The sequence below is a fragment of the Pseudomonas mandelii genome (assembly GCF_002251635.1).
Lineage (GTDB): Bacteria > Pseudomonadota > Gammaproteobacteria > Pseudomonadales > Pseudomonadaceae > Aquipseudomonas > Aquipseudomonas mandelii_B.
The window spans coordinates 18,903-31,759 of the sequence record NZ_NMOJ01000174.1 but is presented as its reverse complement, the minus strand read 5'-3'; the positions used below and the strand labels follow the sequence as shown (position 1 = coordinate 31,759).

Annotated in this window: 10 protein-coding genes; all 10 read left to right on the top strand. The window is 60.4% G+C overall.

Features of this window, described 5'->3' with window-relative positions; all coding sequences use genetic code 11:
- Positions 1 to 61 precede the first annotated feature (61 nt).
- The 10 genes from gluQRS (at position 62) to pgi (ending at position 12,707) form a co-directional block, all read left to right on the top strand.
- Complete coding sequence (gene gluQRS / locus B7L09_RS21945) at positions 62 to 958, top strand: tRNA glutamyl-Q(34) synthetase GluQRS (RefSeq protein ID WP_094470616.1); 897 nt, start codon at positions 62 to 64, stop codon at positions 956 to 958.
- Between the two features lie 77 nt (positions 959 to 1,035).
- The gene (locus B7L09_RS21940) at positions 1,036 to 1,212 is read left to right on the top strand and encodes a hypothetical protein (RefSeq protein ID WP_003176118.1); all 177 of its coding nucleotides are present in this window, start codon (positions 1,036 to 1,038) and stop codon (positions 1,210 to 1,212) included.
- Positions 1,196 to 4,150: a sensor histidine kinase gene (locus B7L09_RS21935; RefSeq protein ID WP_176457748.1), complete on the top strand. Its 2,955-nt coding sequence runs from the start codon at positions 1,196 to 1,198 to the stop codon at positions 4,148 to 4,150. The genes B7L09_RS21940 and B7L09_RS21935 overlap by 17 nt, the downstream gene beginning before the upstream one ends.
- A gap of 22 nt (positions 4,151 to 4,172) precedes the next feature.
- On the top strand, positions 4,173 to 5,609 hold the full coding sequence (locus tag B7L09_RS21930; RefSeq protein ID WP_094470614.1) for a sigma-54-dependent transcriptional regulator: 1,437 nt from the start codon (positions 4,173 to 4,175) through the stop codon (positions 5,607 to 5,609).
- Positions 5,610 to 6,337: 728 nt separating this feature from the next.
- Complete coding sequence (locus tag B7L09_RS21925) at positions 6,338 to 7,738, top strand: polynucleotide adenylyltransferase PcnB (RefSeq protein WP_094470613.1); 1,401 nt, start codon at positions 6,338 to 6,340, stop codon at positions 7,736 to 7,738.
- Positions 7,739 to 7,741: 3 nt separating this feature from the next.
- Complete coding sequence (gene folK, locus B7L09_RS21920; protein ID WP_094470612.1) at positions 7,742 to 8,227, top strand: 2-amino-4-hydroxy-6-hydroxymethyldihydropteridine diphosphokinase; 486 nt, start codon at positions 7,742 to 7,744, stop codon at positions 8,225 to 8,227.
- 364 nt (positions 8,228 to 8,591) lie between these two features.
- Positions 8,592 to 9,392 (top strand): 3-methyl-2-oxobutanoate hydroxymethyltransferase, encoded by an 801-nt coding sequence (gene panB, locus B7L09_RS21915; protein WP_094470611.1) that lies wholly within the window; start codon positions 8,592 to 8,594, stop codon positions 9,390 to 9,392.
- Positions 9,389 to 10,249 carry a pantoate--beta-alanine ligase gene (panC, locus tag B7L09_RS21910; protein ID WP_094470610.1) on the top strand — a complete coding sequence of 287 codons (861 nt, stop codon included), beginning with the start codon at positions 9,389 to 9,391 and terminating at the stop codon, positions 10,247 to 10,249. Before panB ends, panC begins: the two co-directional genes overlap by 4 nt.
- A 187-nt stretch (positions 10,250 to 10,436) precedes the next feature.
- Positions 10,437 to 10,817, top strand: coding sequence for an aspartate 1-decarboxylase (panD, locus tag B7L09_RS21905; protein ID WP_003228271.1), 381 nt, complete (start codon positions 10,437 to 10,439; stop codon positions 10,815 to 10,817).
- A gap of 225 nt (positions 10,818 to 11,042) precedes the next feature.
- On the top strand, positions 11,043 to 12,707 hold the full coding sequence (gene pgi / locus B7L09_RS21900; protein ID WP_094470609.1) for a glucose-6-phosphate isomerase: 1,665 nt from the start codon (positions 11,043 to 11,045) through the stop codon (positions 12,705 to 12,707).
- The last annotated feature ends 150 nt before the right edge of the window (positions 12,708 to 12,857 follow it).

Below are 12,857 nucleotides of genomic sequence, written 5' to 3'. Positions count from 1 at the left end.
CNATCGCNAGCAAGCCGGCTCCTACGGAGAACGCTGCGCCCACTCAAGTAACGTCGTGCCCATGACTGCCCTCAACAGCCCCGCCTACATCGGCCGTTTCGCCCCTACGCCCAGCGGCCACCTGCATTTCGGTTCGCTGGTCGCCGCACTGGCCTCGTACCTCGACGCGCGCGCGGTGGGCGGNCGCTGGCTGATGCGCATGGAAGACCTCGACCCACCCCGTGAAGAGCCCGGCGCCCAGGCAGCGATTCTCCATGCCCTGGAAAGCTATGGTTTCGAGTGGGACGGCGAAATGGTCCGCCAAAGCGATCGTCACGACGCCTACGCCGAAGTCCTCAATCGCCTGTTCAATCACGGCCTCGCTTACGCCTGCACCTGCTCGCGCAAGCAATTGGAGCCGTATCACGGCATTTACCCGGGCCTGTGCCGCAATGCCGGCCATGGCACTGAAGGCGCCGCGATTCGAGTGCGTGTGCCCGAGCTGGACTACCACTTCATCGACCGCGTGCAAGGCGAGTTCCGCCAGCATTTGGGCCGGGAAGTCGGCGATTTCGTGATTCGCCGCCGCGACGGGCTCTACGCCTATCAACTGGCGGTGGTGCTGGACGATGCCTGGCAAGGCATCACCGATATCGTTCGTGGTGCCGACCTGCTGGATTCCACACCGCGCCAGCTTTACCTGCAAGAACTCTTGGGGCTGCGCCAACCGCGCTACCTGCACGTGCCGCTGATCATCCAGCCGGACGGTCACAAGCTGGGCAAATCCTACCGCTCGCCGCCGCTGACCGCCGAGCAGGCCACGCCTTTGTTGCTGCGTGCGTTGCGCGCACTCGGGCAAAACCCGGGCAAAGAACTGGCGTATGCGACACCGCGGGAAGTGCTGGATTGGGGCATCGTCCACTGGGATGCCTCATTAATCCCGCGCACACTCAACCTGCCCGAAGCGCAACTACAGTGATCACACTTGCAGTGGCGCGTCCATCCGTTACCATCGCCGCACGTTTTCGGGCACGCGCATAAAAAAGAGAGGCCGGGATGTACATCTATCGCTTGGTCCTGCTGCTGGTCGTCGGGATCTACCTGTTTTCCCCCGCCATCATGGATTGGTGGATCGACGCCACGGGCGCCTGGTACCGCCCTTATCTGCTGTGGCTGATCCTGATCGTCGTGACCTTCATCCTGCAGAGCCAAAAAGATGCCGATGAGCTTTAGCCTCACCCAGATGCTGCTGATCAGCGCCGCCTACCTGGCAGCATTGTTCGGCGTCGCCTGGATCAGTGAGCGCGGAATGATTCCGCGGGCGATCATTCGCCATCCGTTGACCTACACCTTGTCCTTGGGCGTATACGCCAGCGCCTGGGCGTTTTATGGCACGGTGGGCCTGGCCTATCAGTACGGCTACGGCTTTCTTTCCAGTTATCTCGGGGTGTCCGGCGCATTCCTGCTGGCGCCGGTGCTGCTATACCCGATCCTGAAAATTACCCGCACCTATCAACTGTCGTCCCTGGCCGACTTGTTNGCGTTCCGTTTCCGCAGTACGTGGGCCGGCGCACTGACCACGATCTTCATGCTGATCGGCGTGCTGCCGCTGCTGGCCCTGCAGATCCAGGCTGTGGCGGACTCCATCAGCATCCTCACCCGCGAGCCGGTGCAGCATCGCGTTGCCCTGGCCTTCTGCGCGCTGATTACGCTGTTCACGATTTTCTTTGGCTCACGCCATATCGCCACCCGTGAGAAACACGAAGGCCTGGTGTTTGCGATTGCCTTTGAGTCGGTCATCAAGCTGATCGCCATCGGCGGTGTCGGCCTCTATGCGCTGTACGGCGTATTCGACGGCCCGCAACAGTTGGAACTGTGGCTGCTGCAAAACCAGACCGCCCTCGCCGCCCTGCACACCCCGCTGCAGGAAGGCCCGTGGCGCACGCTGTTGCTGGTGTTCTTCGCCTCGGCAATTGTGATGCCGCACATGTACCACATGACGTTCACCGAGAACCTCAACCCGCGCTCACTGGTCAGCGCCAGCTGGGGCTTGCCGTTGTTCCTGCTGCTGATGAGCCTGGCGGTGCCACTGATTCTCTGGGCTGGCCTCAAGCTGGGGGCGACCACCAACCCCGAATACTTCACCCTCGGCGTCGGGATTGCCGCCAACAGCAAATCCCTGGCGTTGCTGGCGTATGTCGGCGGGTTGTCGGCAGCCAGCGGGCTGATCATCGTCACCACCCTGGCGCTGTCCGGGATGGCGCTGAACCATCTGGTGCTGCCGCTCTACCAACCGCCGGCCGAAGGCAACATCTATCGCTGGCTGAAGTGGACACGGCGCGCGCTGATCGTCGCAATCATCATGGCCGGCTTTGGTTTCTACCTGTTGCTGGGCCCCGGACAAGACCTGGCCAACCTCGGCATCGTCGCGTTTGTCGCCACGTTGCAGTTTCTTCCGGGGGTCCTGTCGGTCCTGTATTGGCCAACCGCCAACCGCCGCGGCTTCATCGCCGGTTTGCTGGCGGGGATCCTGGTGTGGATTGTCACCATGCTGCTGCCGCTGGTCGGCAACCTGCAGGGCTTTTACATTCCCCTGTTGAACATGATCTACGTGCTGGACGACACCAGCTGGCACATGGCGGCCATTGCCTCCCTCGCTGCCAACGTGCTGATGTTCACCCTGATCTCGCTGTTCACCAACGCCAGCCCGGAAGAAACCAGCGCCGCCGAAGCCTGCGCCGTGGACAACGTGCGTCGCCCGCAACGCCGCGAACTGCACGCTGCCTCACCTCAGGAATTCGCCACGCAACTGGCCAAGCCCCTGGGCGCCAAGGCCGCGCAGAAAGAAGTCGAGCAAGCCCTGCGCGATCTCTATCTGCCGTTCGACGAGCGCCGGCCTTATGCCTTGCGCCGTTTGCGCGACCGGATCGAAGCCAACCTCTCCGGCCTGATGGGCCCGAGCGTGGCGCAGGACATGGTCGAGACCTTCCTGCCCTATAAGGCCGGCGGCGAAAACTACGTCACCGAAGACATCCATTTCATCGAGAGCCGGCTGGAGGATTACCACTCACGCCTCACCGGTCTCGCCGCCGAACTCGATGCCCTGCGCCGCTATCACCGTCAAACCCTTCAGGAATTGCCGATGGGCGTTTGCTCGCTGGCAAAGGATCAGGAAATCCTCATGTGGAACAAAGCCATGGAGGAGTTGACCGGGATCGCGGCGCAACGCGTGGTCGGTTCGCGCCTGAGCACCATCGCCGACCCCTGGAAAGAACTGCTGCAAGGCTTTATCAACCTGCCCGATGAGCATTTACACAAGCAACACCTGGCCCTTGATGGCCAGACCCGCTGGCTGAACCTGCACAAAGCGGCAATTGATGAACCGCTCGCACCGGGTAACAGTGGCCTGGTGCTGCTGGTAGAGGACCTGACCGAAACCCAGATGCTGGAAGACAAGCTGGTGCATTCCGAACGCCTGGCGAGCATTGGCCGCCTGGCAGCGGGTGTTGCCCATGAAATCGGCAACCCCATCACCGGCATTGCCTGCCTGGCGCAGAACCTGCGCGAGGAGCGCGAAGAGGACGGTGAAATCACCGAAATCAGCGGGCAGATCCTTGAGCAGACCAAGCGCGTTTCCCGCATCGTGCAGTCGCTGATGAGCTTCGCCCATGCCGGCAGTCACCAGCACAGCGACGAGCCCGTCTGTCTGGCTGAGGTGGCTCAGGATGCCATCGGTTTGCTGGCCCTGAACCGACGCAATTTCGAAGTGCAGTTTTACAACCTGTGCGATCCCGATCACTGGTGCGAAGGTGACCCGCAGCGACTCGCGCAAGTACTGATCAACCTGCTCTCAAACGCCCGTGACGCCTCNCCGCCGCACAGCGCGGTACGCGTCAAGAGCGAGGCTTTCGAGCACACGGTCGATCTGATCGTGGAGGACGAAGGCAGCGGTATTCCACAGAACATCATGGACCGATTGTTCGAACCCTTCTTCACCACCAAGGACCCAGGTGAAGGTACCGGTCTGGGCCTTGCACTGGTCTATTCCATCGTTGAAGAGCATTATGGACAAATCACCATCGACAGCCCGGCTGACACTGAAAGCCAACGCGGCACCCGTATTCGGGTGACCTTGCCGCGTCATGTCGAAGCGACGTCCGCTGTGAACTGAGACCGTCGAGAGAATTGAATCAATGCCGCACATTTTGATCGTCGAAGACGAAACAATTATCCGCTCTGCCTTGCGTCGCCTGCTTGAACGTAATCAATACCAGGTCAGCGAAGCCGGCTCGGTGCAGGAAGCCCAAGAGCGATTCAGCATTCCCACGTTCGACCTGATTGTCAGCGACCTGCGCCTGCCGGGCGCGCCGGGTACCGAGCTGATCAAGCTTGGCCAGGGCACTCCCGTGCTGATCATGACCAGCTACGCCAGCCTGCGTTCGGCAGTGGACTCGATGAAGATGGGCGCGGTGGACTACATCGCCAAGCCGTTCGACCACGACGAAATGCTCCAGGCCGTCGCCCGTATCCTGCGTGACCGCCAATCGCTGCCGGCCAATGGCGAGCCTGCCACCGGAAAAGCGGCCAATGGCGCCGCGAAACCAGGCGTCGACAACAGCAACGGCGAAATCGGCATCATCGGTTCCTGCCCTCCGATGCAGGACCTGTACAGCAAGATCCGCAAAGTCGCGCCGACCGACTCCAATGTATTGATTCAGGGCGAATCGGGCACTGGTAAAGAACTCGTCGCCCGCGCGCTGCACAACCTGTCCAAGCGCGCCAAGGCGCCGATGATCTCGGTGAACTGCGCGGCGATCCCTGAATCCCTGATCGAGTCCGAACTGTTCGGCCACGAGAAAGGCGCGTTTACCGGCGCCAGCGCCGGGCGCGCGGGTTTGGTGGAGGCGGCGGACGGCGGCACCTTGTTCCTCGACGAAATCGGCGAACTGCCTCTGGAAGCCCAGGCACGTTTGCTGCGCGTGCTACAGGAAGGCGAAATTCGCCGCGTAGGTTCGGTGCAATCGCAGAAGGTCGATGTTCGCCTGATCGCTGCGACCCACCGGGACCTGAAGAGCCTGGCCAAGATCGGTCAGTTCCGTGAAGACTTGTATTACCGCCTGCACGTGATCGCCCTTAAGCTGCCGGCCCTGCGCGAGCGTGGCGCCGACGTCAACGAGATCGCCAGCGCCTTCCTGCTGCGACAGAGCGCGCGGGTCAACCGCACCGATCTGAAATTCGCCGCGGATGCCGAACAGGCGATCCGTCATTACTCCTGGCCGGGTAACGTTCGTGAGCTGGAGAATGCGGTCGAGCGCGCAGTGATTCTGTCGGAAAGCCCGGAGATTTCCGCCGAGCTGCTGGGTATCGATATCGAGCTCAGCGACCTGGAAGACGACGACTTCATCGGCCTGCCGCCGCAACAGGGCAACGGCGCCAGCAACAACAATCATGAGCCCACCGAAGATTTGTCACTGGAAGACTACTTCCAGCATTTCGTCCTTGAGCATCAGGACCACATGACCGAGACCGAGCTGGCCCGCAAGCTGGGCGTAAGCCGCAAGTGCCTGTGGGAACGTCGTCAGCGCCTGGGTATCCCGCGGCGTAAGACCGGGGTCGCCAGCGAGAGCTGAACCGCGCCTGTCTGATGTGCGGGTAACACATGACTTTGTGAAAAAACTGTTACCTCAGTCTTTTCACGTAACAGAAGCCGGGGCTTACGGTAACGAAGCCCCGGTTTTTTTCGGCCTCGAAAACCCTGCCAGCCCGCCTGCCCCCTTATTTTGCTGGACCTCACAAAAGTTGGCACGCACCCTGCTATATGCTTAGTACAAAAACAATAACAAGCTTTGTACAAGACAATAAAAATAAGACGAATCGACTCACGCATAACAAAAACAACACGGCGGAGGCGCAGCTAACTGATTCTTTTGGAGAGGCGTTGCATTTGGGGCTTGCCCCGCAACCAGGCCGAGAACAACAAAAACTGCCCTAAGGCAGAGCCTGAACTGGTTGGATCGTAGATCAGCAACACAGCGACCAAAGCAATCCGTTTGCTCTTGGCTCCCGATTGGGAGNGTCATGAAGGAAACACTTCATGGCGAGGGCACTCAACAAAAACAAGAAGCCCGACTCAAAAATAAAAATAGAGCATGCAACTACTTTCTTGGGGAGCTTCGGCTCCCCTTGTAGTTTCCGGCGTTTGCCCTGCCTCAGACATCTCCCTCAAGTGCTTACTTAGGCTTCTGGCTCAAGCCTTGCAGCTTGTTCCTACACCATCCCCCGACTAAATGCTAGAATCCCGGCCCATCATGCGGTCATTCTTCGTTATGGCCGAACATTCCTTCAAACAGTGCATCCCATGCTGAAGAAGTTGTTCCAGTCATTCCGTTCCCCCTTGCGTCGTACGCAACACATTCGCAGCACGCCTGAAGTGCTTAACAGCAATCAGCATTCATTGCAGCGCGCCCAATTCAGCCGTTATGCGGTGAACATCGTCGAACGTTTGCAGAACGCCGGCTACCAGGCTTACCTGGTGGGCGGGTGCGTGCGTGACATGCTCCTGGGCATCACGCCAAAAGATTTCGACGTCGCCACCAGTGCCACGCCTGAGCAGGTGCGGGCCGAATTCCGCAACGCGCGGATCATCGGTCGCCGCTTCAAACTGGTGCATATCCACTTTGGCCGCGAAATCATCGAAGTCGCGACCTTCCGCGCCAATCACCCGCAAAACGACGAGGAAGAAGACAGCAATCAGTCTTCCCGTAACGAGAGCGGACGCATCCTGCGCGACAACGTTTACGGCACCCTGGAAGAAGATGCGCAACGCCGCGACTTCACCATCAACGCGCTGTATTACGACCCGGTCAGCGAGCGCATCCTCGATTACGCCAATGGCGTACACGACATTCGCAACAACCTGATCCGCTTGATCGGCGACCCGACTCAGCGCTACCAGGAAGACCCGGTGCGCATGCTGCGCGCCGTGCGGTTTGCCGCCAAGCTGAACTTCGGCATCGAAAAACACACCGCCGCGCCCATTCGTGAGCTGGCGCCGATGTTGCGTGAGATTCCTTCCGCGCGCCTGTTCGAAGAAGTGCTCAAGTTGTTCCTGTCGGGCTATGCCGCCGACACGTTCGAAATGCTCGTCGACCTGCAGTTGTTCGATCCGTTGTTCCCGGCGAGCGCCGAGGCTCTGGAATACAACCCGACGTACACCCACACCTTGATCAGCGAAGCGTTGATCAACACCGACCTGCGCATCAAGCAGAACAAACCGGTGACCCCGGCGTTCCTGTTTGCCGCCTTGTTGTGGCCTGCCCTGCCGGCCCGCGTCCTGCGCCTGCAAGAACGTGGCATGCCACCGATTCCGGCGATGCAGGAAGCCGCTCACGAGCTGATTGCCGAGCAGTGCCAGCGGATCGCGATCCCGAAACGCTTTACCATGCCGATCCGCGAGATCTGGGACATGCAGGAGCGCCTGCCGCGCCGCAGCGGCAAACGCGCCGACCTGCTGCTGGACAATCCACGGTTCCGCGCCGGTTACGACTTCCTGCTGCTGCGCGAAAGCGCTGGCGAGCAGACCGACGGCCTGGGCGAATGGTGGACTGACTACCAGGACGCCAATGACAGCCAGCGTCGGGACATGATCCGCGACCTCAGCGGCAAGGATGAAGGCACTGGCGCACCCCGCAAACGTCGTCGCAGTGGTGGCGCCAAGCGCAAACGCGCAGCTGGCGCACCGAGTGCCACGGGCGAGTAATCCATGGAACGCATCTACATCGGCATGGGCAGCAATCTGGCTGACCCTGCCGAACAATTGCGCAGCGCCGTCGAGGCGCTGGCGCAGTTGCCGCAGACCCAACTGGTCGAGGTGTCCGGGTTTTATCAAAGCGACTCGCTCCTGCCCGGCCAGCCGCGTTACACCAACGCGGTCGCCGCCCTGGACAGTAGTCTCGCGTCACTGGCGTTGCTCGATGCGTTGCAAGCCATCGAGAACGACCAGGGCCGCGAGCGCCTTGAGCGCTGGGGCCCACGCACGCTGGACCTNGATATCGTGCTGTTCGGCGATCGCCTGATCGATGAACCGCGCCTCAAGGTGCCCCATTACCATATGCAAGAACGGGCCTTTGTTCTGTATCCGCTGGCCGAACTGGCGCCTGCGGAGCTGCGTCTCCCGGATGGCCGCAGCCTGAGTGATTTGCTCGCAGCCTGCCCATTCGTCGGCCTGGAACGCCTCCCCCAAAATTGAAACCAATCCTGTGGGAGCGAGCTTGCTCGCGATAGCGGTAGCCCATTCAACATTGATGTTGGCTGATACACCGCCATCGCGAGCAAGCTCGCTCCCACATTGGTTTTGTGTTGAACAACAGATTGCATCTGCTGAATCGCATCAGTTACCCCGGTAACACCCCCCGCGTAACAATGCGGTAACACATCCAATTGACTTCCCGTGTCCTCATCACGACTATAGGCGTCCCGCTGCCGCCGACCCGGCGCTAAAGGGCGCAATCCAGGCCTTATAAGCACTGCTCTCAAGACAGTGCGCCTGTATAAACGAAGACTCGCGCGCGTTACTCGCAGTAGTTTCCAAGCGCCTGAATGAGGAACTTTTCATGCCAGCCATCACCCTGACCACCTTGCAGAGCCTGAAGCTCAAAGGTGAAAAAATCACCATGCTGACCTGCTATGACGCCACCTTCGCCCACGCCTGTAATCAGGCTGGCGTCGAAGTGCTGCTGGTGGGCGACTCCCTCGGCATGGTTCTGCAAGGTCACGACAGCACCCTGCCGGTGACCACCGCGGAAATGGCTTACCACGTGGCTTCCGTCAAACGCGGCAACGCCGATGCGCTGATCCTCGCCGACCTGCCGTTCATGGCCTACGCCACCACCGAACAAGCCATGAGCAACAGCGCCCTGTTGATGCAGGCCGGTGCGCACATGGTCAAGGTTGAAGGCGCATTGTGGCTCGCCGACTCGATCCGCCTGCTGGCCGAACGTGGCATCCCGGTGTGCGCACACATGGGCCTGACACCGCAATCGGTGAACATGCTGGGCGGTTACAAAGTCCAGGGCCGCAGCGAGAATCAGGCGCGGCAGATGCGCGCCGACGCCATCGCCCTGGAACAGGCCGGTGCCGCCATGCTGTTGCTTGAGTGCGTACCGAGCGAATTGGCCCAGGAAATTACCCAGGCAGTGGGCATTCCGGTGATCGGCATCGGTGCCGGCAGCGACACCGATGGCCAGGTCCTGGTCCTGCACGACATGCTTGGCCTGTCCATTACCGGCCGCGTACCTAAATTCGTAAAGAACTTCATGAACGGCCAGTCCAGCATTCACGCTGCACTGAGCGCCTACGTCAGTGAAGTCAAAGCAGCTACTTTCCCAGGTGCCGAACACGGATTCTCTGCATGAACACCGTTAAAACCGTACGAGAACTCCGGGCTGCCGTTGCTCGCGCCCGTGGCGAAGGCAAGCGTATTGCCTTCGTCCCGACTATGGGCAACCTGCACAGCGGTCATATCGCGCTGATTGCCAAAGCCTCCCAACGGGCGGATTTCGTGGTCGCGAGCATTTTCGTCAATCCGCTGCAATTCGGCGCTGGCGAAGACCTCGACAAGTACCCGCGGACCCTGGCGGCTGACCAGGAGAAACTGCTCCAGGCCGGTTGCCACTTGCTGTTTGCGCCCACCGTCGAAGAAATGTACCCCGGCGGCATGACCGGCCAGACCCGCGTGAGTGTCCCGCAGCTGTCCGAAGGCCTCTGCGGCGCCAGTCGCCCAGGGCATTTCGAAGGTGTGGCNACGGTCGTCAGCAAGCTGTTCAACATGGTCCAGCCGGACCTGGCGATCTTCGGCCAGAAAGACTTCCAGCAACTGGCGGTGATCAAATCCCTGGTCCATGACCTGAACATGCCGGTGCAGATCATTGGCGAACCGACCGTACGGGCGGCCGATGGCCTGGCGCTGTCGTCGCGCAATGGTTTCCTCAGCGAAGAGCAGCGCGCCGTTGCGCCGGTGGTGTATCGCGGCCTGAGCCAGATTGCCGAGGCGATCAAACAGGGCGAGCGGGATTTCCCGGCGCTGATCGACGCCCAGATCCAGCAGCTCGAAGCGGCGGGTTTGCGCACCGATTACCTGGAGATTCGTCACGCGCAAACCTTGCGCCCGGCGACCCCGGAGGATCGGGACCTGGTGATTCTGGTGGCGGCGTTCCTCGGCACCACACGGCTCATCGACAACCTGCACCTGAACCTCGACGCTCCCGCCTGAACACAAATCCCCTGTAGGAGCCGGCTTGCTGGCGATGACATCACCTCGGTCCGGCAGATGCACCGCGGTGAGGCCATCGCCAGCAAGCCGGCTCCTACAGAGGGCTGCTCCCTCGCGCCTTGTATTGCTGCCCACATTGCCTTCGGGCAAACTGCCCGCCGTTCGATTCCGACCTGGGAAAACACTCATGCACGCCATCATGCTCAAAGCCAAGCTGCATCGCGCCGAAGTCACGCACGCCGTTCTCGATTACGAAGGTTCTTGCGCCATCGACGGCGAATGGCTGGACTTGTCCGGTATCCGTGAATATGAACAGATCCAGATTTATAACGTCGACAACGGCGAACGCTTCACCACCTACGCGATTCGTGGCGAAGAAGGTTCGCGCATGATCTCGGTCAACGGTGCTGCAGCGCACAAGGCCAAGGTCGGTGATCGGGTGATCATCTGCGCTTACGCGCATTACAGCGAAGCCGAGCTGCTCAATTTCAAGCCGCGCATGCTCTACATGGCGCCGGGCAATGAGCTGAGCCACACCAGCAATGCCATTCCGGTTCAGGTCGCCTGATCGAACCGACGCCACTCCCGTTTGTCGAACCGTTCCCTGCTTTGTGTATAAAAAAGTACCGGGAACGTGTTAGACAAAGTCAAGACAGATCGCAGCGCGAGGTTTACTGTATTCGCCCTGTGTCATTGAAATCGTGTCGACGCAGTTGACCGGACGCCTGCCCACGGCGCGCCGGGATTTTCAGTGTTCAAAAAAGCCGTTCAAGTAAAAAGGAAACCCGCAGCGATGGCGTACTACCGCACCCCTCATGACGTTACCGCTCTGCCCGCTTGGCAAGCGCTCAATCAACACCGCCACGCCATGCAGGATTTCAGCATGCGCGAAGCNTTTNATGCCGATCCGCAGCGTTTTACTCAATTCACCCTCAGCAGCTGCGGCCTGTTTCTCGATTACTCGAAGAACCTGATCAACGCCGAGACCCGCAATCTGCTGGTGGGCCTGGCCAATGAAGTCGACCTCAAGGGCGCGATCAAGTCGCTGTTCGACGGCGAAATCGTCAACTCCTCCGAAGGCCGCCCGGCCCTGCACACCGCCCTGCGCCGCCCAGTGGGCGACAAGCTGTCGGTCAACGGCGTGAACATCATGCCGGATGTGCACAAGGTGCTGAACCAGATCACCGACCTCGTGGGCCGTATCCACGATGGCCTGTGGCGTGGCTACACCGAAAAGCCGATCACTGACGTGGTCAACATCGGCATCGGTGGTTCGTTCCTTGGCCCGGAGTTGGTCTCCGAGGCGCTGTTGTCGTACGCCCACAAAGGCGTGCGTTGCCATTACCTGGCGAACATCGACGGCAGCGAGTTCCACGAACTGACCATGAAGCTACGCGCTGAGACCACGCTGTTCATCGTTTCGTCGAAATCTTTCAACACCCTCGAAACCCTGAAAAACGCCCAGGCTGCACGCGCCTGGTACCTGGCCCAGGGTGGTTCGGAAGCCGAGCTGTACCGCCACTTCATCGCCGTATCGAGTAACAACGCGGCGGCGGTAGCTTTCGGTATCCGCGAAGAAAACATCTTCCCGATGTGGGACTGGGTCGGTGGCCGTTACTCGTTGTGGTCCGCCATCGGTTTGCCAATTGCCCTGGCCATCGGCATGTCCAACTTCAAGGAGCTGCTGTCCGGTGCCTACACCATGGACCAGCATTTCCAGAATGCTCCGTTCGAAGCCAACATGCCGGTGCTGCTGGGTCTGTTGGGCGTGTGGTACGGCAACTTCTGGGGTGCGCGCAGCCACGCGATCCTGCCGTACGATCACTACCTGCGTAACATCACCAAGCACTTGCAACAGCTGGACATGGAATCCAACGGCAAGAGCGTGCGCCAGGATGGTTCGCCAGTGTCCACCGATACCGGCCCGGTTATCTGGGGCGGCGTAGGTTGCAACGGTCAACACGCTTACCACCAGTTGCTGCACCAAGGGACCCAACTGATTCCGGCCGACTTTATCGTGCCGATCGTCAGCTTCAACCCCGTGTCCGACCACCATCAGTGGCTGTTCGCCAACTGCCTGTCGCAAAGCCAGGCACTGATGCTCGGCAAGACACGCAGCGAAGCCGAAGCCGAACTGCGCGAGAAGGGCATGCCGGAAGCCGACGTGCAGAAGCTGGCCCCGCACAAGGTGATCCCGGGCAACCGCCCGAGCAACACCCTCGTGGTCGAGCGCATCAGCCCGCGTCGCCTCGGCGCACTGGTGGCCATGTATGAACACAAAGTGTTCGTGCAGAGCGTGATCTGGGGCATCAACGCCTTCGACCAATGGGGCGTGGAGCTGGGTAAAGAGCTGGGCAAAGGCGTGTACAACCGTCTGACCGGCGCCGAAGAAACCTCGGCTGACGATGCTTCCACCCAAGGCCTGATCAACTACTTCCGCGGTCGTCACCGCGGATGATCTGACGCCGTTCCTGCGGGGTACTAACCTTGTAGGAGCCGGCTTGCTGGCGAAGCGGTGTATCAGTCGACAAAAAGTTGAATGACACACCGCTTCGCCANCGGCTTGCTGGCGAAGCGGTGTATCAGTCGACAAAAAGTTGAATGACAC